The 25,319-nt window shown below is 60.1% G+C and carries 16 protein-coding genes; 11 read left to right on the forward strand and 5 right to left on the reverse strand.

Going from position 1 to position 25,319, the window contains the following annotated elements:
* The first annotated feature begins 58 nt into the window (after nucleotides 1–58).
* The 10 genes from htpG to larD all read left to right on the forward strand — a co-directional run bounded on the left by htpG (nucleotide 59) and on the right by larD (nucleotide 18,632).
* Nucleotides 59–2,083, forward strand: coding sequence for a molecular chaperone HtpG (gene htpG, locus DWZ15_RS05385; protein ID WP_055250494.1), 2,025 nt, complete (start codon nucleotides 59–61; stop codon nucleotides 2,081–2,083).
* Nucleotides 2,084–2,566: 483 nt separating this feature from the next.
* A complete protein-coding gene (locus tag DWZ15_RS05390; RefSeq protein ID WP_233544643.1) occupies nucleotides 2,567–5,332 on the forward strand; it encodes a YhgE/Pip domain-containing protein in 2,766 nt (921 codons plus the stop codon).
* A complete protein-coding gene (locus DWZ15_RS05395) occupies nucleotides 5,333–7,522 on the forward strand; it encodes a YhgE/Pip domain-containing protein (RefSeq protein WP_118449827.1) in 2,190 nt (729 codons plus the stop codon). It begins immediately after the preceding gene.
* Between the two features lie 201 nt (nucleotides 7,523–7,723).
* Nucleotides 7,724–8,707 carry a DMT family transporter gene (locus tag DWZ15_RS05400; protein WP_117637368.1) on the forward strand — a complete coding sequence of 328 codons (984 nt, stop codon included), beginning with the start codon at nucleotides 7,724–7,726 and terminating at the stop codon, nucleotides 8,705–8,707.
* Between the two features lie 117 nt (nucleotides 8,708–8,824).
* Nucleotides 8,825–10,120, forward strand: coding sequence for a M20 family metallopeptidase (locus DWZ15_RS05405; protein WP_118449829.1), 1,296 nt, complete (start codon nucleotides 8,825–8,827; stop codon nucleotides 10,118–10,120).
* A 39-nt stretch (nucleotides 10,121–10,159) separates the two neighbouring features.
* Nucleotides 10,160–11,464 (forward strand): MFS transporter, encoded by a 1,305-nt coding sequence (locus DWZ15_RS05410; RefSeq protein WP_118449831.1) that lies wholly within the window; start codon nucleotides 10,160–10,162, stop codon nucleotides 11,462–11,464.
* Nucleotides 11,465–11,768: 304 nt separating this feature from the next.
* Nucleotides 11,769–13,082, forward strand: a complete 1,314-nt coding sequence (gene hisS, locus DWZ15_RS05415) for a histidine--tRNA ligase (protein WP_117645931.1) — start codon at nucleotides 11,769–11,771, stop codon at nucleotides 13,080–13,082.
* A 258-nt stretch (nucleotides 13,083–13,340) separates the two neighbouring features.
* On the forward strand, nucleotides 13,341–16,154 hold the full coding sequence (locus tag DWZ15_RS05420) for a phosphoenolpyruvate carboxylase (RefSeq protein WP_369833234.1): 2,814 nt from the start codon (nucleotides 13,341–13,343) through the stop codon (nucleotides 16,152–16,154).
* Between the two features lie 419 nt (nucleotides 16,155–16,573).
* Nucleotides 16,574–17,851 (forward strand): nickel-dependent lactate racemase, encoded by a 1,278-nt coding sequence (larA, locus tag DWZ15_RS05425; protein WP_117647964.1) that lies wholly within the window; start codon nucleotides 16,574–16,576, stop codon nucleotides 17,849–17,851.
* Between the two features lie 49 nt (nucleotides 17,852–17,900).
* Entirely contained in the window at nucleotides 17,901–18,632 is a 732-nt protein-coding gene (larD, locus tag DWZ15_RS05430; RefSeq protein ID WP_117765423.1) for a D/L-lactic acid transporter LarD, read from the forward strand.
* Between the two features lie 303 nt (nucleotides 18,633–18,935).
* On the opposite strand, the gene DWZ15_RS05435 is transcribed toward larD, so the two are convergent.
* The 4 genes from DWZ15_RS05435 to serB form a co-directional block, all read right to left on the reverse strand.
* A complete protein-coding gene (locus DWZ15_RS05435) occupies nucleotides 18,936–19,475 on the reverse strand; it encodes a TetR/AcrR family transcriptional regulator (protein WP_118449835.1) in 540 nt (179 codons plus the stop codon).
* Nucleotides 19,476–19,477: 2 nt separating this feature from the next.
* On the reverse strand, nucleotides 19,478–20,395 hold the full coding sequence (locus tag DWZ15_RS05440; protein ID WP_118449837.1) for a LarC family nickel insertion protein: 918 nt from the start codon (nucleotides 20,393–20,395) through the stop codon (nucleotides 19,478–19,480).
* Nucleotides 20,396–20,405: 10 nt separating this feature from the next.
* Nucleotides 20,406–21,188: a nickel pincer cofactor biosynthesis protein LarB gene (larB, locus tag DWZ15_RS05445; protein WP_118227178.1), complete on the reverse strand. Its 783-nt coding sequence runs from the start codon at nucleotides 21,186–21,188 to the stop codon at nucleotides 20,406–20,408.
* Between the two features lie 114 nt (nucleotides 21,189–21,302).
* The gene (gene serB, locus DWZ15_RS05450) at nucleotides 21,303–21,938 is read right to left on the reverse strand and encodes a phosphoserine phosphatase SerB (protein WP_118449839.1); all 636 of its coding nucleotides are present in this window, start codon (nucleotides 21,936–21,938) and stop codon (nucleotides 21,303–21,305) included.
* Between the two features lie 256 nt (nucleotides 21,939–22,194).
* On the opposite strand from serB, the gene aspS reads away from it, so the two are divergent.
* Nucleotides 22,195–23,982 (forward strand): aspartate--tRNA ligase, encoded by a 1,788-nt coding sequence (aspS, locus tag DWZ15_RS05455; protein WP_118227174.1) that lies wholly within the window; start codon nucleotides 22,195–22,197, stop codon nucleotides 23,980–23,982.
* Nucleotides 23,983–24,287: 305 nt separating this feature from the next.
* Here the strand turns inward: aspS and DWZ15_RS05460 are convergent, their stop codons facing one another.
* Nucleotides 24,288–25,304, reverse strand: a complete 1,017-nt coding sequence (locus DWZ15_RS05460; RefSeq protein WP_118449841.1) for a LacI family DNA-binding transcriptional regulator — start codon at nucleotides 25,302–25,304, stop codon at nucleotides 24,288–24,290.
* Nucleotides 25,305–25,319: the final 15 nt, after the last annotated feature.

Below are 25,319 nucleotides of genomic sequence, written 5' to 3' on the forward strand. Positions count from 1 at the left end.
ATGCGGCTCGGGCAACCGGGCCGTTTTTGCGGACGGGGGTAGCGCGAAAGGACTGCACATGCGTCAATTTAAGACCGAGAGCAAAAAACTGCTCGACCTCATGATCAACTCCATCTACACCAATAAGGAAATCTTCCTGCGCGAGCTTATCTCCAACGCGAGCGACGCCGTCGACAAGCTCAACTTTAAGAGCCTGCAGGACCCGAGTGTCAAGCTCGACCAGGGCGACCTGGCTATTCGCGTCTCTTTTGATAAAGACGCCCGCACCATTACCATCTCGGATAACGGCATTGGCATGACCGCCGAGGAGCTCGAGCGCAATCTGGGCACCATCGCCCATTCCGGCTCCGAGGAGTTTAAGACCGAGAACGCCGAGCAACAGGGCTCCGATGTCGACATCATCGGCCAGTTTGGCGTGGGCTTCTACTCTGCCTTTATGGTTGCCAGCCACGTAAAGGTTGTCAGCCGCGCCTATGGCGAGGACACCGCTCACGTGTGGGAGTCTGATGGTCTTGAGGGTTACACCATCGAAGACGGCGAGCGCGCCGAGCACGGCACCGATGTCATCCTGACGCTGCGCGAGAACGAGAAGCTCGACGCCGACGGCGAGGCCGAGACCTACGATCGCTTCCTGACCGAGTGGGGCCTCAAGAGCCTGATTCAGCAGTACAGCAACTATGTGCGCTACCCGATTCAGATGATGGTGAGCAAGAGCCGCCAGAAACCCAAGCCCGAGGACGCCGGCGACGACTACAAGCCCGAGTACGAGGACTACCAGGAGCTCGAGACCATCAACTCCATGACGCCGATCTGGAAAAAGCGCAGCTCCGACGTTGAGCAGAAGGATTACAACGAGTTCTACAAGTCCACGTTCCACGACTTTGACGATCCCGCGCGCACTATCAGCTTCCATGCCGAGGGTACGCTTGAGTACGATGCGCTGCTGTTTGTGCCGGGTCGCGCCCCGTTCGATCTGTACAGCAAGGACTACGAGAAGGGCCTGGCGCTCTACAGTTCCAACGTGCTGATTATGGAGAAGTGCGACGACCTGCTGCCCGACTACTACAACTTTGTGCGCGGTGTCGTGGACTCTGCCGACGTGACGCTCAACATCTCGCGTGAGACGCTGCAACAGAACCGTCAGCTCAAGGCCATTGCCAAGCGTGTCGAGAAGAAGATCACTGCCGATCTTGAGGACATGCGCGACAACGACCGCGAGGCCTACGAGAAGTTCTTTGAGAACTTTGGCCGCGGCCTTAAGTACGGCATCTACTCGAGCTATGGCATGAAGGCCGATGAGCTCGCCGACCTGCTACTGTTCTGGTCTGCCAAGGAGCAGAAGATGATTACCCTGGCCGAGTATGCCAAGGGCATGCCCGAGGATCAGAAGGCCATCTACTACGCCGCCGGCGACTCGCGTGAGCGCTTGGCCAAGATGCCCGTGGTAAAGGGCGTGCTCGAGCGCGGCTATGACGTGCTGTTGCTGACGCAGGATGTGGATGAGTTCACGTTCCAGGCTATGCGTGAGTACGTGGCCGCCGATATGCCCAAGATCTACGAGGACGACGCCGCCCGCGAGGCTGCCGAAAAGGCCGTTGCCGACGGTGCCGAGCCCGAGGTCGAGGATCGTCACCTGGAGCTCAAGAACGTTGCGACTGGCGATCTTGATCTGGCGACCGAGGACGAGAAGAAGGAGGCCGAGGACGCCACCAAGGAAAACGAGGACCTCTTTAGCGCTATGAAGGAGGCGCTCGGTGACAAGGTCGAGAAAGTTGCCGTCTCCGCGCGCCTGACCGATGCCCCCGCTTGCATCACCACCGAGGGTCCGCTTTCGCTCGAGATGGAGAAGGTGCTCCAGAAGGGGCCCGAGGGCGCGCCCGACGGCATGCCCAAGAGCCAGCGCGTGCTCGAGCTCAACGCCAAGCACCCGGTCTTTGACAAGCTTGTCGCTGCCCAGAAGGCAGGTGACGCCGACAAGATCAAGCAGTACTCCGGCCTGCTCTACGATCAGGCCCTGCTGGTCGAGGGTATCCTCCCCGAGGACCCCGTTGCCTTCGCGGCGGCTGTTTGCAACTTGATGTAGTTAAGTAGTTACGCCTTTGGGTCCGCCGTTCTAACGAACCTATTGGTTCCGTCGTTCTAACGAACGACGGACCGGTCGACGCTGCAAACGCCCCTAAGCGGCAATCTGACGTTCAATCGTCGGTCGCGTACCAAAGTACGCTTCCCTCCTCTTTCACGTCACCTTGCTCGCTCAGGGGCGTTTTCGCTGACTTATGCTCAACCTGCGACGCTTTCGTGGCCCTAAGTAGTCATCGGGGACGTTCTTGTTTGACTAGTCGTTTAAGAACGTTCCCAATGACTATTCGGATTGCTAATTTGTGCGGGCTGTGGTTTTGTGACCTGCTGAAATTAAAGATACTGTACAACTGTACACTAACTCATCTTCGTAGTATATTGCTACCCGCAAAACTCAGCACCATTGTGCCGCGAGGCACTAAAGCGCCTACGTACAATGGTTGTCGATAGTACGATTCGATTCAACGACAGGATGGATGGTCCAAGCGTGAGTCTCGGCAGCAAACTATCCAACGCAAAGGTCTCCTTTGCGATATTCAAGCGCGACATTAAGCGACTGCTTGTGAACCCCGTCGCCTTGGTGGTTACCCTGGGCGTGTGCGTTATCCCCTCGCTGTATGCCTGGTACAACATCGTGGCAAACTGGGATCCGTACGGAAACACCCAAGGTATCAAGATTGCCATCGCCAACAACGATCAGGGCACTCAGAATGACTTGGTGGGCGAGCTCAACGCGGGCGACCAGGTCGTCGATCAGCTCAAGGAGAACGATCAGCTGGGCTGGACCTTCGTCGATTCGGCCGCCGATGCCAAAGAGGGCGTCGAGAGTGGTGAGTACTATGCGGCCATCGTAATCCCCAAGAACTTCTCCGACAATCTTGTTTCGATGCTCGATGGCAATTACCATCAGCCGAAGCTCACCTATTACGTCAACGAGAAGAAGAGCGCTATTGCGCCCAAGGTCACCGACACTGGTGCCAATACCATCGAGGAGCAGATCAACTCGGAGTTTGTCTCCACGGTGGGCGAGACCGTCGCGGGCATTGCCAAAGATGCTGGCATCGACCTTAAAGACAAGGCGACCCAGACCCGGGATTCGCTGGCGGGCTCGGTGTCCGAGGCGTCTGATACCCTGGGCGAAGTACGCGATTCCATCGGCGACATGAACACCGCCATCGACAAGACGAGCAGCTCGATTGCTTCGGCCGATGCTGCGCTGGCGGGCCTGCAGGGGCAGGCGCCCTCTCTAACGCAGGCGATCTCCCAGGGCAACGACCTGCTGGGCGAGGCTCGCGCCACGGCGGGCAACTCTATCACCTCGCTCTCCAAGGCACTCTCGGAAGGTAGCCTTGCACTCACCAAGACGTCAGCCTCCGCGAACGCTGCGATTGGCAAGCTAACGGGTACGGTCACATCTACGACCACCCGCATCGACAACTCGCTCGAGTCTCTCCAGGCGACGATCGATCACAATAAGGCCGTTATCGGGCACTTGGAGATTCTCGTTAATGACACGTCGACAGGTTCCGAGGAAATTGACGCGCGCATTGTATCGACCATCGATTCGCTTCGCGAGCAAAACCAGAAGCTGCAGAGCATCAAGGATGGCCTTTCTGCGCAGTCGAGCGCCATGGCAAATGACGCCACGGCCGTCTCGAACGCGAGCAACGCACTCAACGCGGCAATTCAGACCGGTACGGCTAACCTCGGTCAGGCTCAGACCGATCTGGGTCAGAACGCACTTCCGAAGGCTTCGAGCGCGCTTGACTCCTTTGCCGCCGTTTCGGGCGATTTGACCGGCATTGTATCGGGTATGACCCCCACGATAGCGAGCGCGCGCGGCACGCTGGCGCAGCTCGGCGCCACGCTCAAGCAGGCAAAGACCACGCTGTCCCAAACCGACGCCTCCCTTGCCAAGGTTCAGGACAAGCTCGCGACCGCCGCCAATGACATTGCGGCGTTGCAGACCTCTGGGTCTATGGGCGAGTTAGCCGACCTCATGGACGTCGACGTCAATGACGTGGCAGATTTCATGGCATCTCCGGTTGAGCTGACATCCAAGTCAATCTATCCGGTCAAGAGCTTTGGCTCGGGCATCGCGCCCTTCTACACCAATCTGGCGCTGTGGGTAGGCGGCTATGTGCTCATCGCTATCTACAAACTCGAGGTCGACCGCGAGGGCATCGGTAGCTTTACGGCGCGTCAGGGCTACTTTGGCCGCTGGCTGCTACTGGTGATCCTGGGCGCGTTCCAGGCCATCATCGTTACGGTGGGCGACCTAGTCATTGGCGTTCAGTGCGTCAATCCGCTGCTCTTTGTGCTGGGCGGCATCGCTATCTCGTTCACCTACGTCAATATCATCTATGCGCTGTCCACCACCTTTAAGCATATCGGTAAAGCCATTGGCGTCATCCTCGTCATTGTGCAGATCCCCGGCTCGTCGGGCATGTATCCCATCGAGATGATGCCCGGCTTCTTCCAATGGCTGCATCCGCTGCTGCCCTTCACCTATGGCATCAACCTGCTGCGCGAGACCGTCGGTGGCATGTATTCGTTCAACTACCTGTTCAACCTGTGCATCCTGGGCGTGTTCCTTATCATCGCGCTCTTTATCGGTCTGCAGCTGCGCCCGTTGCTGCTCAACCTCAATCTGCTCTTTGATAAGCAGCTTTCCACGACGGGCCTCATGATCTGCGAGTCCAACGACCTGCCGCGCCAACGTTATTCGCTGCGTACGGCCATGCGCGTCATGCTCGATTCGGATTCGTACCGTCGCGAACTGCTCGATCATGCGGTCGCCTTTGAGCATCGCTACCCGTACTACATCAAGGGCGGTTTCGCTGCTGTAGTCGGCGTGCAGGTGCTGCTCTTCATTCTGTCGACGGTTCTCGATATCGACAACAATGGCAAGATCATTCTGCTGGTTATCTGGATTATCTCGGTCATTGCCATCTGCGGCTGGCTCATCAACATCGAGTACATCCGTGCAAGCCTCAACACCCAGATGCGCATCTCGGCGCTTTCGGATGAGGATCTTCGCCGCGAGATGCGCGAGCACACGGCTGCCATCCCTGCCGCCCGTCGCATGTTTGGTCTCAACGCCAGCGAGCGGGGCACCAAGGACAGCGAACAGCCCACGAGCCGTCTGCCGCATATCGGTGCGCATCGTAAATCTCAGGGCAGCGACAGCACAGCTACAAATGATGGAGATACCACCCCGCTTGGCAAGCACTCTAAAGGAGGTGAGGCATAAATGAAGAACATCCTGCACCTGTTTAAGCGTGATGTCCAAAACGTGTCTCGCTCCGTGATCGGCATGGTCGTCGTGATGGGCCTCATTATCGTGCCGTGCCTGTACGCGTGGTTTAACATCGCCGGCAGCTGGGATCCGTACGGCAATACCGGCAACCTTAAGATTGCAGTGGTCAACACCGATGAGGGCTACGAGAGCGACCTGATTCCCGTCGAGATCAACGTGGGTGAAAACGTGACGGCGACCCTGCGCGGTAACGAGAACTTTGACTGGGTTGTCCTCAACGACCGCGATAAGGCGATTGAGGGCGTTAAGTCGGGCGCATACTATGCCGCCGTCGTTATCCCCAAGACGTTTAGCGCCGACATGATGACGCTTTTCTCGACCGAGGTGAAGCACGCCGATATCGAGTTCTACGAGAACCAGAAGGCCAACGCCATCGCACAGATCGTGACTGAAAAGGGCTCGAGCGCCGTCCAGAGTCAGGTCAACGAGACCTTTACCAAGACCATCACGACCATCGGCCTTAAGACCGTGTCCAGCCTGCTCGATTACATGAGCACCGATCAGGTGAGCAACTTTATCGCCAATCTTTCCTCTACGCTGGGCGATTCGGTCGAGGACCTGCAGGACGTTCAGGCGAGCGCGACGTCGCTCGCGGGCATATTGAGCTCTACGTCCGATTCACTGATATCGGCGGGCGGCATGCTCAAGCAGACGGGCACCGTTGATGAGTCGACGAAGCAGCTCATGGAACATGCCAAAAGCGGCATCGATGATTCCAAAGAAGCGCTTAAGGCGGCAAACGATGCCATCGATGCCGCGATCGATGGAAGCGCGGGTTCGTTCGACAATGTGTCCGCCGAGCTTGCGAAGGCATTCGATGCCGCGAATCAGCATGTTGACCTTACGGTGTCTCAGCTCAACGAAGCCGCAGCGGCGCTCAATACGCGTGCTGACGATATCGATGCGATGGCCGATCGGCTCCGCAGCCTTGCCGACCAGGTGAGTGATGACAAGCTCAAAGACGGTCTCAAGTCCGCTGCTACGTCGCTGGGCAGAATCGCCGTTGAGTACCGCAACAATGCGAAGGACCTGACGGCGACCGCAAAGTCCCTTTCGGACGGCATGGCGGAGGTCAACAACTCGCGTGCCGAGGTCGACCAGGCAATCGCCGATGCCAAGGCGGGTATCTCGGGAGCCAAGTCCGACTATGATTCCACGTTCTCGGTTAAGGCCAAGGAGCTCAAGAAGACCATTTCGGGCGTTCTGGATTCCCTGAACGGTATCTCGGGCGACTTGGATAGCGCCGTGAGCGGTCTGACCGACGCCTCTGGTTCGCTCGCGAAGGGTCTGTCCAAAGCCGCAAAGCTCGTCAACAAGGCTTCTGACCAACTGGGTGAGGCGTCGGACAAGATTAGCGCTTTCAAGGACGAGCTCGACGGTGCTCTTATGTCGGACGATCTGGCCACGATCAAGACGATGATCGGCAACGATCCCGAGGGTCTGGCCGTGTCGCTTTCTGGCCCCGTTGCGCTTGACCGCAAACCGGTCTATCCGATCCGCAACTACGGTTCGGCCATGGCACCGTTCTACACGATTCTGTCGCTGTGGGTCGGCTCGATTGTACTGGCGGCCATGATGAAGGTCTCGGTTGACGATGAGCTTATCAACGAGCTCGTCCCCGTACGCCTGCACGAGATCTATCTGGGCCGTTACCTGTTCTTTGGCGGTTTGGCCCTGCTGCAGGCAACGCTCGTGTGCGCGGGCGACATTCTGTTCTTTGGCATTCAGTGCGACAACCCGCTGCAGTTTGTGCTGGCGGGCTGGGTCGCGAGTCTCGTGTTCTCCAATATCGTCTATACGCTTACGGTTTCGTTTGGCGATATCGGCAAGGCGCTCGCTGTCGTGCTGCTGGTCATGCAGGTCGGCGGTTCGGGCGGCACGTTCCCCATCGAGATGACCGGCCCCGTGTTCCAGGCAATCTATCCGTTCCTGCCGTTCACTCATGGCATCAACGCCATGCACGCTGCCATGGCCGGTGCCTACCATATGGAGTACTGGATTGAGCTGGGCATTCTGGCGAGCTACCTGATTCCGTCGCTGGCCCTTGGCGTCGTCTTCCGCCGCCCGGTCATCAAAGCCAACGACTGGATCATCGAAAAGCTGGAGTCGACCAAATTGATTTAATACAGCAACGTAAACGCCGTCGGAACATCGAGGATTTCTGTTCCGACGCTTTAGTTGAGTGAATTGCATGGGCTGCTTGGTTGTTGCTACAGTAGCGGGGCGTGCCGGGGGTCCGGTGCGCCCTGTTTTTATTTGACCATGAGGCGGCATGCGGTCACGCGCGTGCGGACACCACGCCCAGATTGAGCGCGAGGATGCCCTATGCCCCAGCATGTCACTGACAATATCGAAATGATGCCCGATGGCCCTGTGGCTCGCGAGGACCTGGGTGCGGGCGGCACCTCCCGTGGTGCCGGTGCTCGTTCGCCGTTGTTCTGGAAAGTTCTACTGCTTTCGGTGGCGATTATCTGGGGTTACTCCTTTACCACTATGAAGGACGCGCTCGACACCATTCCGGTGTTTGAACTGCTCTACGTGCGCTTTCTGCCTGCGGCGTTGGTCATGTTTGTCATCTTCCACAAGCGCATCATCGCGCACCTCAACGCCCGCAATCTTATCGTCGGACTTGGAATGGGCACACTTATGTGGGCCGCCTACGTCCTGCAGACGGTCGGTCTGGCGCACACCACGGCGGGCAAGAACGCGTTTTTGACGGGTACGTACTGCATCCTCGTGCCCTTTGCGAGCTATTTTCTGAGCGGCGAAAAACTCACCCGCTATAATCTGGGCGCGGCACTGCTGTGCTTGGCGGGCATTGGCCTGGTGGCGCTTGATAGCGTCGAGTTCAACATCGGCGATGCCATTACGCTGGGCGGCGCGGTTTTCTTCGCCATCCAGATGGCGGTGACCGCCAAGTACGGTCGCAAAATGGACATCAACGTCATCACGTTTTGGATGTTTGTGGGCAATGGCGTGCTGAGCCTGATCTCGTCGCTGCTATTCGAGACCCAGGCGCCTCTGTCCGTGTGGACGCCGAATTTTATCTGTGTGATGGCGTTTCTCTCGGTGGGCTGCACATGCGTGGCTCTGCTCATCCAAAACGTCGGCCTGGCACATGTCCCGGCCTCGACGGGCTCGCTGCTCCTTTCGATGGAGTCGCCTTCGGGCGTGTTGTTTTCGGTGCTGCTGATGGGGGAGGCGCTCACCTCGCGCCTGCTCGCCGGCTTTGTGCTTATCTTCCTGTCGATTATCTTGAGCGAGACCCACTTCGATTTTTTGCGTCGAAAGCCGCGCCCGCAATTGTAAACAACTTGTTGCGCCGCCCTCCTGGGGCGGCGTTTTTTTATGCCTCGCCTTTAAAGTTGTACCTTGCACTTTACGCTATCAAAGTACTTACTGCAAAAACGTTACTGGAGGGCATTTATGGCACCAGCTCAGTCCGATCTTCAACCGCAATCAGCGCCCAAGGCCACTGCAGCGGCGCAGGCCGCTATCGGTGACGGTCTCGTTGCAGAAGCTCAGGCTTTTGCAGACGAGCTCGCTGCGTGGCGACACGATTTACACCAGATGCCCGAGCTGGGTAATAGCCTCCCACAGACCTCTGCGTATATTCAAGCGCGCCTGACCGAGATGGAAATCCCATTTGCCACGCTCGTCGATGGTTCCTGTGTCGTGGGCCTTGTCGGCGCCGGTGCCGCCGCGGCCCAGGGCAATGGCGTCTGCACGGACGAACAGGCCGGTACGGTCATCATGCTCCGTGGCGACATGGATGCCCTGCCCGTTGCCGAAGAGTCAGGCGAGCCTTTCGCCTCTACGAACGGCTGCATGCACGCATGTGGACACGATATGCACGCGACGGCGTTGCTTGGAGCGGCGCGCCTGCTCAAGACCCGCGAGTCTGCACTTGTCGACGCCAACGCCACGGTTAAGTTGCTGTTCCAGCCGGGCGAGGAAACCTTTGAGGGTGCCCGCGCCGCCATCGCCGACGGTCTGCTGCAGAACCCGCGTCCCCAGGCCGCCTTTGCCATGCATGTCAATAGCCAGTCGCCGCTTGGCCTGGTGCTTTACGGCAGTCCGGCGCTCTCGGGCGTGTACGGTTTCCGCATCACGCTGCAGGGCAAGGGCGGTCATGGCTCGAGCCCCGAGATCTGCATCGACCCCATTACGGCGGGTGTGCACGTGCATCTGGCACTTCAGGAGCTTATCGCTCGCGAAGTGCCGGCGGCCAAGGAGGTCGCGCTTACCGTTGGCAAGTTCGCCGGCGGTCAGGCCGCAAATGTCATCCCTGATACTTGTGTGCTCGAGGGAACGCTGCGTGGCTTCGATGTCGAGCTCATGGAGCACCTCAAGGCCCGCATCGCGGAGGTCGTCAAAGGCGTTGCCACGACCTATCGTACGCCGGCGACTATCGAGACACTCTCGGATGTTCCCCCGCTCGTACTCGACGACGGCATGACGCAGGCGTCGCTTGGCTACGTGGGCGCGGTGCTGCCCAAGTCCGCCTTCCTGCCGCTGTTCCACGCCATGGCGAGCGAGGACTTCGCGTTGATCTCGAGCGAGATCCCGAGCGCGTACTTTACCGTGGGCGCTGCTGTGACTGATACGGACGAGCATTTTGCTCAGCATCATCCCAAGGCACGTTTTAGCGATGCCGAGCTTCCCCTTGGCGCCGCGGCTTATGCCGCCGTCGCTTTGGGCTACATCGCCGACCACCGGTAGCACCCAATCTTGCTACTCGTTTGCTTAAAAAGGAACAGTATGTCTCAGCAACGTAAGTTCTTCCCCGGCTGGCTCGTGGTGGCCTCCGGCTTTGTGATCATGGCCACGTGCTACACCATTTTCGTCAACTGCATGAGCCTGTTCCAGCCGCTCATCGTCAGCGACTTGGGGATATCTCTTGCGCAGTACAACATCTCCAATGCGATCTCCACGGTGGTGAGCGTTATCGGATCGCTTGTCATTGGCCATGTTGCCGACAAGGTTAGTGGTCGTATTTTGGGTTCGCTTACCGTCATCGCCACCTCGGCGGTGCTCGTGGGCATGAGCTTTGTCGGTGAGCTGTGGCAGGTCTACGTGCTCTTTGCCGTCTCGGGCTGCTTCGCCGTCGCATCGACCCGTCTGCTTATTAGCCTGGTGACCGCTAATTGGTTTACCGCCAAGCGCGGTCTTGCCATCTCCATCGCGCTTTCGGGCTCGGGCTTTGGCGGTGCCATCCTTTCGCCGATTGTGAGTTCACTTATCGTGAGCGTGGGTTGGCGCTCCGCCTTTCTGGTGCTTGCCGCCGTCTGCATGGTGGCGGCGCTGCCCATCACGGCGTATTCCTTCCGCACCAAGCCTTCCGAGATTGGCCTTAAGCCGCTCGGCGAGAACCCGGGCGATCCGTCCGTCTCGACGGCTGGCGACAAGGACGAGCACACGGCGCCCGAGGTTAGCGTCGGCTGGTCGCGTATCAAGAAGAGCCCGGCGTTTTGGCTGCTCGTCGTTGCCTTCCTCTTTATGGGCTTGGTCAATGGCGCCATCCTGCCCAACCAGGTTACCAACATGACGAGTGTTACCGTCAACGGCGCCAAGATTGTCACGGGAGGCCACGATCCCATGTGGGCGGGTACCGTACTTTCGGCCTACATGGTCACCGTCGTTATTGCCAAGATTTCGCTCGGTGCAATCTATGACCGCTTTGGCCTGCGCTTTGGCAATATCCTTGGCTCCGTTGCGTGCATTATCGCCTGCGTGGCGCTGTGCTTCCCGACGACGGACCTCGGTCCTATTGTCGCCGCTGTGAGCCCTGGTGTTGGAACGTGCATGGGCACCATCACGCCCACGATCGCGGCTTCCAAGCAGTTTGGCATGGCCGACCTGGGTAAGGTAACGGGCACCATCACCTCGCTCGAGATGGTTGGCGGCACGGTGGGCGCCATCGTCTCGGGAATACTGTTCGATGCCACGGGCTCCTTTACGAGCACATGGATCGTGTGCCTGGCGTGCTCGGTGGCAATGCTGGTGTTCCTGCTGGCGTCTGAGCCCATCGCGGCTAAGCTGCGCGCGAGCGTGGCGGGGGAGTAGGGACGACGTCGCTCGTAGCTCTTTGCCCCGTTTTGTCCGTGGCTGCCTTGGAAGCCGAATGGATGCTCGTACCGTCATTCGGTTTCCCATGCAGCCACGGGCTCAAGAGATGACCCGAAGTCTTTCCGTCCAACGGATTTTGTGATCCGAAGAGGCGGAAGGATTGCAGATTGCACACCGCGGCGGTGCATCTGGCCGAACGAGTCCCCATACCCTCGTTCGGTCAGATGCACCGCCGCTGTTTGTGTTTGTGCCGTATAATGACCACTACCTATGACGCGATACAAAAGAAAGGTGTTTGCCCATGCAGGCACAGAAGGCGGAGGGAACCCGCGACCTTATCGGCGCCGAGATGCGCGCTTGGCAAAAGATGCAGCAGATCGCTGCCGGCGTGTTCGAGCCGTTTGGCTTTAAGCCCATCGAGACGCCCGCGATCGAGCAGGTGGACGTCTTTGTCCACGGCATCGGCCAGTCGACCGACGTCGTGCGCAAGGAGATGTTCCGCGTCTTTAGCGGCGCCAACCTGGAGCGCGTCTTTGCTGAGGGCACCGATAGCAAGCTCAAGCCCAAGCAGCGCCTGGCGCTTCGTCCCGAGGGCACGGCCGGTGTGGTGCGCGCCGTCGTGGAGAACAACCTGGTGCCCCAGGGCTCCACGCCGTTTAAGGCTTATTATGCCGAGGCCATGTTCCGTGGCGAGCGTCCCCAGAAGGGTCGCCTGCGCCAGTTCCACCAGGTGGGCATCGAGTGGCTCGGCGCTCCCGATCCGGCAGCAGACGCCGAGTGCATCATCATGCTCATGGAGTTCTACAAGCGCCTGGGTTTCGATCTTTCCAAGCTCCGTCTGCTCATTAACTCGATGGGCGATGCCCAATGCCGCCCGGCCTATCGCGAGCAGGTCAAGCAGTTTATCCTCGATCACGCCGACGAGATGTGCGACGAGTGCCGCGAGCGCGCCGAGCTCAATCCGCTGCGTGCCTTCGACTGCAAGAACGACCACTGCCGCGAGATCATGGCCGACGCACCGCTGATGGGCGACAACTTGTGCGATGAGTGCCGCGAGCACTACGAGCAGGTCAAGCGCTATTTGGATGCGGCGGGTATCGAGTATGTCGAGGATCCCACCTTGGTGCGTGGCTTGGACTACTACACCCGTACCGTCTTTGAGGTCGAGGCTCCCGGCGCCGGCGTCGGCTCCATCGGTGGCGGCGGTCGCTATGACGGCTTGGTCGAGCTCGAGGGTGGCAAGCCCACGGCAGGCGTCGGCTTTGCCGTCGGTTTTGAGCGTGCGCTGCTGGCCCTGCAGGCCTTTGGCAGCGACCTGGGTGCCGAGGAGGCCCCGTGCGTCTACGTCGCCAATGCCGGCAAGGAGCTGCGCCAGAACGTCTTTGCCATCACGCAGGAGCTTCGCGCCGCTGGCATCGTGACCGAGGCCGACTACCAGGGTCGTTCGCTCAAAGCTCAGTTTAAGCAGGCCGACAAGGTTGGCGCCAAGCTCATTTTGGTCCTGGGTGGCGACGAGCTTGCCGCCGGCAAGGTCAAGGTGCGCGACATGGAGAGCCATGACGAGGCCCTCGTCGATCTGGCCAACGTGGTCGAGGCGGTTCGCGAGCGCCTGTAGCGCATGATTGTTGAGCTGTAGTGCCGCTGAGGTGCCCAGCTCATTGAGAGCGATTGTTACGGGGGTGTTTCGCATTTATGCGGAATGCCCCCGTTTGCATATGCCGTCCACCGAGAAATACGACCATTTGGGGCAAAAAGCCTTGCAATGCAGAAAATACTTTTGTGTGGTAAAGCGCAATCAGCGTCGAAAGTTTTTGCCGAGTGCCTATAATAAATACCGCATGTTACGTGCATAGAAGGAGGAATGGGAGGAAACGTGGCTGAGAACCTAAGCAACCAGTCTGTACCCGAAGCCGCGGCGCGCGTCGCTGCCGTGGTCAACCGCCTCGTTAACCGAATCGGCTCGAATGCCGAATCCAAGGAGCGTCTCGCCGAGATCGAGATCCCCGAGGAGCTGCGCGACAATCTGGCGCTGTTCTTGCGCCTGGAGCGCCGTGTGCTTAGCGAGTATGATCCCGAGATCGCGGACCTGTTCGACAAGATTTTGACAGCCGAGATTGTGGCCAATGCCGGAAACCCCGGCACCCGTGCTGCCGACGAGTCCGTCGACGAGCAGGGCGTGCCCACTGCCGACGAGCCCACCGCCGTGGCGTTTCGCGAGGTCGTTGATCTGATCGACAGTCTGCCGCTCGATAAGCAGCAGGTTATCGTCCGCGCCTTTACGAGCTTCTTCCATCTGGCAAACCTGTCGGAGGAGAACTACCGTGTGGCGCAGCTGCGCGAGCGCGAGGCCGGTGCGTCGACCGATACCGAGGTCGATCCCGCCAACGAACTCACCGTCGCCTATCACCAGTTGGTAAACGAGATGGGTGTCGAGGGTGCCAACGAGCTGCTCGGCAAGCTTGAGTTCCACCCTGTCTTTACCGCACATCCCACCGAAGCCCGTCGCAAGGCCGTCGAGGGCAAGATTCGCCGTATCTCCAACCTGCTGGAGGAGCGTCCGCGTCTGGGCGGCTCCGACCTGGTGGAGAACGAGCGCCATATGCTGCAGGAGATTGACGCCCTGGTGCGTACGAGCCCCATCGCGCTCAAGAAGCCCACGCCGGTCGAGGAAGCCGATACCATCATCGACATCTTCGATAACACGCTGTTCGACGTCATTCCCGTCATCTATCGTCGTTTTGACGACTGGGTGCTGGGCGACAAGGCCGGTACCGTGCCGCCGCTGTGCCCGGCGTTCTTCCATCCCGGCAGCTGGATCGGTTCCGACCGCGACGGTAACCCCAACGTCACCGCCAAGGTGAGCCGTGAGGTCGCCGCCAAGTATTTCACCCATATGGTGCTCAAGCTCGAGGACAAGTGCCGCCGCATCGGCCGCAACCTCACGCTCGAGGCCACCTACAGCAAGCCGTCTGCCGAGCTCATCAACCTGTGGAACCATCAGGTCGAGATGAGCACCCAGTACACGGCACGCGCCGAGCTGATCTCCGAGCACGAGCCGCATCGCGCCGTCATGCTCGTCATGGCAGACCGACTCAACGCCACCGTCCGTCGCATCACCGACACCATGTACCACAGCGCCGATGAGTTCCTGGATGACCTGCGCGTCGTCCAGCGCTCGCTGGCCGCTTGCGGTGCTGTCCGTGCTGCCTACGGCCCGGTCCAGACCATCATCTGGCAGGTCGAGTCCTTCGGCTTCCATATGGTCGAGATGGAGTTCCGTCAGCACTCTGTGGTGCACGCCCGCGCCCTCAAGGATATCCACGAGAACGGTATCCATGGCGACCTGCAGCCCATGACACGTGAGGTCATCGATACCTTCCGTGCTATCGGCTCCATCCAGAAGCGCTACGGCAAGAAGATGGCGCATCGCTACATCATCTCGTTTACCAAGAGCGCCCAGCATGTGGCCGACGTCTTTGAGCTTGCCCACCTGTCCTTTGCACACGAGGAGGATGTCCCCGAGCTCGACGTGATCCCGCTGTTCGAGCAGCTCGAGGACCTCGAGGGCTGCGTCGACGTGCTCGACCAGATGCTTACGCTGCCCGTGGTGCAAAAGCGCCTTGCCCAGACCAACCGCCGCATGGAGGTCATGCTGGGCTACTCCGACTCCTCCAAGGATGCCGGTCCTACCACGGCTATGCTCGCGCTGCACTCCGCGCAGGAACGTATTGCCAAGTGGGCCGAGAAAAACGATATCGACTTGGTGCTCATGCACGGTCGCGGCGGTGCCGTGGGCCGTGGTGGCGGCCCGGCCAACAAGGCCGTGCTGGCGCAGCCCAAGGGTTCGGTCAACTGCTTCTTTAAGCTCACCGAGCAGGGCGAAGTCATCTTTGCCCGTTACGGCAACCGCACGCTGGCTCAGCGCCATGTTGAGTCCGTTGCCGCCGCAACGCTTTTGCAGTCGGCCCCGAGTGTCGAGAAGACCAACACCGAGACCACGCAGAAGTTCTGGGATATGGCCGAGAAGCTCAACGCCGCAAGCCACGAGCGCTATCTGGACCTGCTGAACACCGAGGACTTCACGCCGTGGTTCTCGACCGTGACGCCGCTGACCGAGGTCGGTCTACTGCCGATCGGCTCGCGTCCCGCCAAGCGCGGTTTGGGTGCCAAGTCGCTCGACGACCTGCGTACCATTCCGTGGATCTTCAGCTGGAGCCAGGCTCGCATTAACCTGGCCGCTTGGTACGGTCTGGGTACCGCCTGCGAGCAGCTGGGCGATCTTGACCAGCTCAAGGCTGCCTACCAGGAGTGGCCGTTCTTCCGCACCTTTATCGACAACATCGAGATGTCGATCGCTAAGACCGATCAGCGCATCGCCAAGATGTACCTGCACCTGGGCGATCGCCAGGATCTGTCCGAGAAGGTCTTCACCGAGATGCAGCTCACCCGTAAGTGGGTCCTTGCCATCGTCGGTGACGAGTGGCCGCTGCAGCGCCGCCGTGTGCTCGGCTGCGCCGTCCGTGTGCGTAATCCCTACGTCGACGCCCTGTCCATCGCCCAGGTTCGCGCCCTTCGCGAGGTGCGTATGAACCAGGACGAGATGGCCGAGGAGAAGAAGGCCGAGTACATGAGCCTGATTCTTTCGACTGTGACCGGCGTCTCGGCAGGATTGCAGAACACGGGGTAATCGATAGCCCTGTGGCTCTCACCGGGACCCGATGGGTTTCCCTCTGAATGCGTCCTCGCACTTGAAGCCCCCTTATCCTGCTCCTTCGGAGCTGCGGATAAGGGGGCTTCATGCTGCGGAATGCATTCAGAGGGAAACCCATCGGGTCCCTTCGTCCTCGGTCTTCAGGGATTAGAGTTGAGGAGAAGAATGGCGCGCTTCGCGCGTTTTGGAGGGGGTCTATCCTGGTGGCGCATTTGGCGCTTCTCGCCTTACGACTGTTCCGGCCGCGGTCCTGTTTGGGATCGCGGTTGTTTTGTTGTAGGTCAAATATGAACGTTGTGTTAATGAGTCGGTAGACGGTGGTGTTTTTCGGTGAGCGGCGTATCCTTCCAACGGTTTATCTAGTGTGTCAGTTGAAAGGAAGAGGGCGCTCGTCATTGTTTGAATGTGAACTGCCGTTTGACCACAAGACGTTGCATCTGGAGCTCGAGGATAAGAACTTCGCGGGTGTGATGGAAGGTCATCAAAACGAGTTTAAGACCACGAAATCGCAGGAGGAGCTAGTAGAGGAGTCGCTTGCCAACCCTTATGGCTCGCCTTCGCTCGAGGAGCTTTGTGCTGGCAAGAAGGATATTGTCATCATTAGCTCCGATCATACGCGTCCCGTTCCCTCTCGTGTGACGATGCCTATTCTGCTGCATCACATCCACTCCGCTGCGCCTGAGGCGCGCGTTCGCATTCTGGTTGCTACGGGTATGCATCGTCCGTCGACGCACGAGGAGCTCGTCAACAAGTACGGCGAGGAGATCGTTGCCAACGAAGAAATCGTTATGCACGTCGCGACTGACGACAGCATGATGAAAAAGATCGGCACCCTGCCTTCTGGTGGCGAGTGCATCATCAACAAGATCGCTGCCGATTGCGATCTGCTGCTTGCCGAGGGCTTTATTGAGCCGCACTTCTTTGCCGGTTTCTCTGGTAGCCGCAAGTCCGTCCTGCCTGGCATCGCCAGCTACAAGACCATCATGTACAACCACAACGGTCAGTTTGTGAACGATTCCCACTCGCGTGCCGGCAACCTGTGCCACAACCACGTGAGCGAGGACATGTTTGCCGCCGCCGAGATGGCTCACCTTGCCTTTGTGCTCAACGTGGTGCTCAACGGCAAGCACGAGGTCATTGGCTCCTTTGCCGGCGACATCCACAAGGCGCACGAGGCTGGCTGCGAGTTCGTGAAGAGCCTTGCCGGCGTTGAGCCCGTCGAGTGCGAGATCGCCATTACCACTAACGGCGGCTACCCCCTCGATCAGAACATCTATCAGGCTGTGAAGGGCATGTGCGCTGCCGAGGCCACGCTTCCCGAGGGCGGCGTGATCATCGACGTCGCCGGTTGTGCCGACGGTCACGGCGGCGAGGGCTTCTATCACAACATCGCCGACAACGATCCGGCAGAGTTTGAGCGCGCCTGCATCGATCGTCCTAAGGACGAGACCCTGCCCGATCAGTGGACGAGCCAGATCTTTGCCCGCATCCTGGCGCATCACCCTGTGATCATGGTCACCGACCTGTGCGATCACCAGATGCTCAAGGATATGCACATGACGCCGGTCAACACTATCGAGGAAGCCCTCAAGCTCGCCTTTGAGATGAAGGGTGCCGATGCCAAGGTCGCCGTCATCCCCGATGGCCTGGGTGTTGTTGTCGCACAGCACTAGTGCGCGGCTTAAACGAATCGTTTATAACCGACAAGAAAGATAAGGTTTTATGCTTACCAAACTCCTCTGCGAATTCGGCGCAACGGCCCTCATGATCGTCTTTGGCGTGGGTGTTCACTGCGATACCGTGCTCAAGGGCACCAAGTATCAGGGCTCCGGCCATATGTTTGCCATCACCACCTGGTCCTTTGGCATCTCGGTCTGCCTGTTTGTCTTTGGTGGCGCTGTGTGCATGAACCCCGCCATGGTGCTTGCCCAGTGCATCGTCGGCCTGGTGCCGTGGGGCAACTGCATCCCCTTCATGCTTGCCGATATGCTCGGCGGCTTTGTGGGTGCCGTGATCGCTTGGTTTATGTATGCCGATGAGTTCAAGGCTTCCGAGGGCGTCGTCGACCCCATTGCCCAGCGCAACATCTTCTCGACCAACCCCACCACCGAGGGCACGAACTATGCTCGTAACTTCTTCTGCGAGGCTATCTGCACCTTCGTGTTCATCAGCGCCATCCTTGCTGCCGCTAGCCGCGCCGGCGAGAACGTTCTGATGCTCGCAATCTGCGTCGGCCTGATCGTTTGGGCTGTCGGCATGGGCATGGGCGGCATCACCGGCTTCGCCATGAACCAGGCTCGTGACCTTGGTCCTCGCATGGCCTATCAGGTGCTGCCGATTAAGAACAAGGCCGATAACAACTGGAAGTATGGTCTGCTTGTTCCTGGCATCGCGCCGTTTGTCGGTGCTATTGTGGCCGCGCTGTTTGTGCATGGCTTCTTGGGCATGTTCTAGTCTGAGGCTACATAGGTTGTCCGCCGTCCGCATGGGGTAACTTCCCAGCGCGTCCTCGGACATGCAAAAAGGCTCGCTGCGCACTTCGTGCGGCGAGCCTTTTTGCGTCCTGCGGAATGCGCTGGGAAGTTACCCCATGCGGCCAGCTGCGGGATCTTAGTCGCGTTGGAACAAGCAACCCAACATATATATCTGAATATGGATGGGAGGGGCGCTTTGTTTTTGGGTGCCCTTACAAGAAAACGTGACTTGGGGAAGGGATGGGCGCTTTGCTGGGATGGCGCTTTGGGATGGGGGGCTTACTTAGCTGAAGAGGGGCTGTATGGCTGATAGGTAGTCTTTGGCTACTTCGGCCCTATCTGCTTGGAAGTTGTGCCAGGCCCACCATTGGACCATTCCTACGAAGCTTGAGGCTATGTGGTGTAGTAGGAAGCTTCGGTCCATGGTGCCGGCGGGGCCTGTGGGGTCGACGGGGACGGTTTCGGCTGCTCGTGACATGATGGTCTTGCGTAAGCAGTCGGCGAAGACGCGTGAGCCGGCGCCGGCTACCAGCGCTCGGACGCCCTGGCGACGTTCCCATAGATTGTTGAGAATATGCTCGACCTGCACGAGTGGGTCGTCGAGTGGTGTGCCGTCGTCGTCGAGGGCGTGGGTGCAGATGTCGCTCACGAGTTCGGACAGTAGGTCATCCTTGCTCTTGAAGAGACCGTAGAACGTGGCCCGACCCACATGGGCGCGAGCGATGATGTCGCCGACGGTGATCTTGCCATAATCTTCCTCGCGCAGGAGCTCGGAGAATGCTGCAACGATGGCGGCGCGGCTTTTTTCCTTGCGGGCATCCATGGCTATGCGTCCGCGTGAACGAGCAGGCAGCGGAGCGTGCCGGAGCAGCCCTCGTAGGGGCGCTTGCCGGCGCCGTAGCCGACGGCATCGATACGATAACGGAGCGGAAGGTGCTCGGACGTGCGCAGCGCGGCGACGATGGCGGCGCCCGTGGGCGTCACGAGCTCGCCGGCGACCGGTGCCGGCGTGAGAGCGATATTGCCTGCCTGGCACAGGTTGACGACGGCGGGCACGGGAATGGGCATGTGGCCGTGGGCGCAACGAATGGTACCGTGGCCCTCAGAGAGCGACTCGACCACAATATCCTCAACGCCCAGGTCGTCGAGGCAGATGGCGACAGAGCAGACATCGACGATGGAGTCAACGGCGCCCACCTCGTGGAACATGACGGTCTCGGTCGTTTTGCCGTGGGACTTGGCCTCGGCGGCGGCGAGCGCGGTAAAGATGGCGAGCGCGCGATGCTTGGCGCCATCGCTTAGCTGCGAGTCATCGATGATGGCGGTGACATCCGCCAAAGAACGGTGGTGATGGTGGTGGGCGTGATGGTGACCCTCGTGGCCATGACCGTGGGCCTCATGGTCATGCTCGTGGCAGTGCTCGTGTTCGTGCTCGCCATGATCATGATGGTAGTGCTCATGCTCATGTGTGTGCTCGGTGCCCGCTTCGTTGCCGTAGAGCCAGACCATGTCGTGGTCGTGGTTCTCGAGCTCCTCAGCCAGCTGAACATCAAAGTCGCAGGCGTCGATGCCATGCTTGTTTACGCGTGTAACGGCAATCTCAAAGCCGCCGACCGGCAGCGTGGCGAGCTGGTCGCGCAGATGCTCCTCGCTGGCGCCCAGGTCGAGCAGGGCCGCGACGGTCATGTCGCCGCTGATGCCCGAGGTGCCGTCGATGATAAGCGTGTGCTGATGGTTGGACATGAAATGCTCCTTAGCGGGCGCAGGACGTGCCGGCGCTCAGATGATTGATAAGACTTGCCTGATAGGCGGCGCCAAAGCCGTTGTCGATATTGACGACCGAAACGCCGCTGGCGCAGGAGTTGAGCATGGCGAGCAGTGCGGCCATGCCGCCAAAGTTCGCGCCATAGCCCACGCTGGTGGGGACGGCGATGACCGGACAGCTCACAAGGCCTCCGATGACGCTCGCCAGGGCGCCCTCCATGCCGGCGATGGCGATGACCACCTGCGCCTGGGCAAGTTCCTCAGCATGAGCGAGCAGGCGGTGCAGGCCGGCGACACCCACGTCGTAGAGGCGATCGACCTCGTTGCCGTAGAACTCGGCCGTCAACGCGGCTTCCTCGGCAACGGGCAGGTCGCTCGTGCCGGCGCAGGCGACGACGATGCGTCCGTTGCCGTTGGGGGAGGGCTTGCCACCCACCAGGGCGAGCTGGGCGTCCGGGACATATCCCAGGTCGATGCCGTTGCCGAGGAGCTCCGAGGTGCGGGCTGCCTTTTCGTCGTCCAGGCGCGTGACCAGGATGCGCTCCTGGCCGGCATCGAGTAATGCTTTGATAATGGCGGCAATTTGCTCGGCGGTTTTACCGGCGCCGTAGACAACTTCGCCGGCTCCCTGGCGCACCCCGCGCGAAAGGTCTAGCTGCGCAAAGCCCAAATCGGCGGTCGGAGCCGTCTGGATGCGCGTGAGGGCGTCGGCAGGGGTGACTGCTCCGCCGGCAACATCGCTCAGCAGCTGCTCTAGATCTCGCTTATCCATATATGTTCCCTTCGACGGCGCAAAGTTTAGCACTCAAAGGGTATGTTTCCGAACACTAAGACAGAATTGTTCGGAAACTATAGGACAGACTGATTCAATTGCTAGACGGATTGGCTAGTCGCGCAGGATGATGTCCATGGCGAGCATCAGATTGCGCTCGTCGATGGCAAACGGGGCGGCCTCGCGCGTCTTGGGCTTGGCACAAAACGCGATGCCCGTGCCCGCGGCCTGAATCATGGGGATGTCGTTGGCACCGTCGCCGATCGCGACGGTGTGGGCCATATCGACGCCGCACTCAACTGCCCAGTCCAGCAGCTGGATGAGCTTGGACTCCTTGGTCACAATGTCGGCAGCCAACTTACCGGTGAGCTTGCCGTCCACGACCTCCAGACGATTGGCCAGGCAAAAGTCGATGGCCGCGGCGGCCACGATCTTATCGGCGACTTCGTGAAAGCCGCCACTCACGACGCCGACCTTCCAACCCTTGCTGTGTGCCGAGCGCACAAGCTCCAACGCGCCGGGGGTAAATGTCACGCGCTCAAAGGTGCGCTCGAACACGCTCTCGTCCAGGCCGGCGAGCAGCCCCACGCGCTCCTCGAGCGCCTGCTTAAAGTCAAGCTCGCCGCGCATGGCGCGTTCGGTGATCTGTGCCACCTGCTCGCCCACGCCGGCCTCTTCGCCCAACAGGTCGATGACCTCCTGGTTGATGAGCGTGGAGTCGATATCCATAACGATGAGGCGTGCAGTCATGGCGGGCCTTTCCGAGTGCTGTTTTATTGGGGCATATTGTCGCACGTGACGAGCGCGGGCGGGTGTCACGGCGCGTCAATTGTTTCGTCTCCGTCAAGTCTTTGGGCAGGAGCCACTTTTTCGCGGCACATCGACGCGAGTGCGATAAGATAGAACGCCATGTCTGGCTGCGCGGTTTACGCAGGCTGGGCAAATCTGTACGACGCCGCCCGGAACGACACGGGGCGGCACAGATCCATAAAGGAGGATCACTGGTATGAGCCAGACCCGTCCCATCGATGAGCATTCCATGCACACCCGTACCTGCGGCGAGCTTCGCTTCGAGAACGTGGGCGAAGAGGTCACCCTCACCGGTTGGGTGAGCCGTCGCCGCGACCACGGCGGCCTTATCTTCTGCGACCTTCGCGACCGTGAGGGCATCACGCAGCTTACCTTCGACCCCGAGCACTCCGACGGCGACGCCTTTAAGATCGCCGAGACCATGCGTCCCGAGTGGCCCATCAAGATTCACGGCGTCGTGCGCGCCCGTGGCGAGGAGACCACCAACACCAAGCTCGCCACCGGCGAGATCGAGGTCCTGACCGACCACGCCGAGGTGCTCAATACGTCCGTCACCCCGCCGTTCCAGATCGAGGACGGCATCGAGACCAGCGAGGACACCCGCCTGCGCTATCGCTATCTGGACCTTCGTCGTCCCGAGATGATGGCCAACCTCAAGCTGCGCTCCGACTTTACCTTTGCCATTCGCGAGGCGCTGCACAACCGTGAGTTCATGGAGGTCGAGACGCCCTCCCTGTTCAAGTCCACGCCCGAGGGCGCCCGCGACTTCATCGTCCCCAGCCGCATCCAGCCGGGCAACTTCTACGCCCTGCCGCAGTCCCCGCAGCTCCTGAAGCAGCTGCTTATGGTCGGTGGCGTCGAGCGCTACTATCAGGTTGCCAAGTGCTTCCGCGACGAGGACTTGCGTGCCGACCGTCAGCCCGAGTTCACCCAGGTCGATATCGAGATGTCCTTCGTGGACCAGAACGACGTTATGAGCGCGCTCGAAGAGGTTCTTGCCGATGCCTTCGGCCGCATGGGTGTCGAGATGCCCACGCCGCTGCGTCGCATGAACTACTGGGAGGCCATGGACACCTATGGCTCCGACAAGCCCGATACCCGCTATGGCATGCACTTGGTCGACCTGACCGACATCTTCGCCAACTCCAAGTTCAAGGTCTTTGCGACTGCCGCGAACGAGGAGGGCTCTGTCGTCAAGGCCATCAACGCCAAGGGCGCCGGTGCCTGGGCTCGCGCCAAGATCGATAAGCTTGCCGGCGTGGCTTCCACGTTTGGCGCCAAGGGCCTGGCCTGGATCGCATTCCGCGAGGACGGCTCCATCAACAGCCCCATCGTCAAGTTCTTCTCGGACGAGGAGATGGCCGCCCTGCGCGAGCGCATGGACGTCGAGCCCGGCGACCTTGTGATGTTCGCCGCCGGCCCGCGCCTGCTCTCCGACGAGATCCTGGGCGGCATGCGTTCCCACATGGCTAACGCGCTCGAGATCAAGCGCGAGGGCCACGACTTCCTGTGGGTCGTCAACTTCCCGCTGTTCCACTGGGACGAGGACCGCAAGGCTTACGCTGCCGAGCACCAGCCCTTCACCCTGCCGACCGAGACCGACATCGCCAAGATCGAGGCCAATCCGTTGGCAGCCGGTTCTTGCACCTACGACTTTGTCATGGACGGCTTTGAGGCCGGTGGCGGCGGTATGCGTATCCACAACGCCGAGATGCAGATGTCCATGCTCAAGCTCCTGGGCTTTACCGAGGAGCGCGCCGAGTCTCAGTTTGGCTTCCTCATGGAGGCGCTCAAGTTTGGTGCGCCCCCGATGGGCGGTTTCGCTCTGGGCCTGGACCGCGTGTGCATGCTGCTCACCGGTTCCGACTCCATCCGCGACGTCATGGCGTTCCCCAAGACGGCCAGCGGCTCCGACCTCATGTCGGGCGCCCCGAGTGCCGTTAGCGGCGCCCAGCTCAAGGACGTCAGCCTGCGCCTGATGTAGGCAAGCGGCTACATATTGCCCGTAACGAGGGAAGGACACGTGCCATCCCTCGTTTTTTATACGCCGAGATTGTGAGGGCATGGGATGACCGGGCGTTGCGGAAAGTGCGTCCCGGAATCTGCGTCCAGAACGGGTCGCGCTTTCCCAAAGGGGGTCCTCTGGGAAAGCGCGACCCAGAATTCGGCAAAATAATGGGACACAGTTTCCGCTTGAGCGGTCTAACGGAAACTGTGCCCCAGAATGAGCGCTCAAAACGGGGCAGGCTTTCCGCAACAACTGTCTGGCGAAAAGCCCGGCCCAGTTTCCTACAGCGAGTCTCTCTGAACGAGCTGCATGTGCATCACGGAGGTGGTGGGCTCGGCGCCCTTGATCATGTCGAGCGCAATGTTGGCGGCCATGTGGCCTTCTTCGCGCAGGGGCTGGCGGACGGTCGTGAGTGCGGGGACGCAGCGCGCCGCAATCTCGTGATCGTCGAAGCCGACGACAGAAACGTCCGCCGGAACGGATAGACCTGCCTCGTTGAGTGCGGTGATGACGCCAGCCGCGATACGGTCCGATCCGCAGAGCACGCCATCGAAAGCAATCTCGCGCGCGAGGATCTGGTGCATGGCCTGATAGCCGTCTCCGCTGTTCCAGCCGGTATAGATAACGTTTGCGCCTGGGAGGTCTTCGCCCAGGACGGTGCGGTAGCCGCGCAGGCGGTCGACAACAGCGGGGTTGTCTTGCGGTCCCAACACGGCGACGATATCTTTGCGCCCGCGCTCTTTCATAGCGAGTGCCGCAAAGCGTCCACCCTCTTCGTCGTCAGAGTAGACTGTCGAGAACACATCGCGATAGGGGTGGCCCTCGAGCTGGCCGCACAACACGGTGGGTACGCCCAGCTCGCGCAGCACCTCGAGCAGCTCGCTGCCCTTGTAAGGGGAGACGTCGATCACGGCGTCGAACGAGCGGCGCTCAAAGTGCTCGCGTGCGCGGTTGCGCTCATGCGTAGAAGACGCCTGCAAGATAACGGGCAGATAGGACGACTCCGACAGTTCCTCGGTAATGCCGCTCAAAAATTCGCTATAGGTGGGGTCGCTGAAGAGCTCACTCAGGGGCTCGGTCACGAGCACGGCGATGATTTCCGTGCGCCCGACAGCGAGCGCTCGGCCGCGAGCGTTGGGGACAAAATTGACTTTCTTGGCCGCCGCACGGACGCGCCTTTTGGTTTCCTCGCTAATGCGGGGCGAATCGTTGAGGGCGCGCGATGCCGTGGAGCGCGACACGCCGGCAGCTGCGGCAACCTCGGCAAGCGTAGGTGCGGTGCGAACTGGCTGGGTCATGGCGTCTCCTGGAAA

Source organism: Collinsella sp. AF29-7AC, from assembly GCF_003475665.1.
Taxonomy (GTDB): Bacteria; Actinomycetota; Coriobacteriia; order Coriobacteriales; family Coriobacteriaceae; genus Collinsella.

What these genes read in the sequence shown, in the direction of transcription:
- htpG (WP_055250494.1), top strand. Translation starts at nt 59, where the DNA reads ATGCGTCAATTTAAGACCGAGAGCAAAAAACTGCTCGACCTCATGATC.
- DWZ15_RS05395 (WP_118449827.1), top strand. Translation starts at nt 5,333, where the DNA reads ATGAAGAACATCCTGCACCTGTTTAAGCGTGATGTCCAAAACGTGTCT.
- DWZ15_RS05400 (WP_117637368.1), top strand. Translation starts at nt 7,724, where the DNA reads ATGCCCCAGCATGTCACTGACAATATCGAAATGATGCCCGATGGCCCT.
- DWZ15_RS05405 (WP_118449829.1), top strand. Translation starts at nt 8,825, where the DNA reads ATGGCACCAGCTCAGTCCGATCTTCAACCGCAATCAGCGCCCAAGGCC.
- DWZ15_RS05410 (WP_118449831.1), top strand. Translation starts at nt 10,160, where the DNA reads ATGTCTCAGCAACGTAAGTTCTTCCCCGGCTGGCTCGTGGTGGCCTCC.
- hisS (WP_117645931.1), top strand. Translation starts at nt 11,769, where the DNA reads ATGCAGGCACAGAAGGCGGAGGGAACCCGCGACCTTATCGGCGCCGAG.
- larD (WP_117765423.1), top strand. Translation starts at nt 17,901, where the DNA reads ATGCTTACCAAACTCCTCTGCGAATTCGGCGCAACGGCCCTCATGATC.
- DWZ15_RS05435 (WP_118449835.1), bottom strand. Translation starts at nt 19,475, where the DNA reads ATGGATGCCCGCAAGGAAAAAAGCCGCGCCGCCATCGTTGCAGCATTC.
- DWZ15_RS05440 (WP_118449837.1), bottom strand. Translation starts at nt 20,395, where the DNA reads ATGTCCAACCATCAGCACACGCTTATCATCGACGGCACCTCGGGCATC.
- larB (WP_118227178.1), bottom strand. Translation starts at nt 21,188, where the DNA reads ATGGATAAGCGAGATCTAGAGCAGCTGCTGAGCGATGTTGCCGGCGGA.
- serB (WP_118449839.1), bottom strand. Translation starts at nt 21,938, where the DNA reads ATGACTGCACGCCTCATCGTTATGGATATCGACTCCACGCTCATCAAC.
- aspS (WP_118227174.1), top strand. Translation starts at nt 22,195, where the DNA reads ATGAGCCAGACCCGTCCCATCGATGAGCATTCCATGCACACCCGTACC.
- DWZ15_RS05460 (WP_118449841.1), bottom strand. Translation starts at nt 25,304, where the DNA reads ATGACCCAGCCAGTTCGCACCGCACCTACGCTTGCCGAGGTTGCCGCA.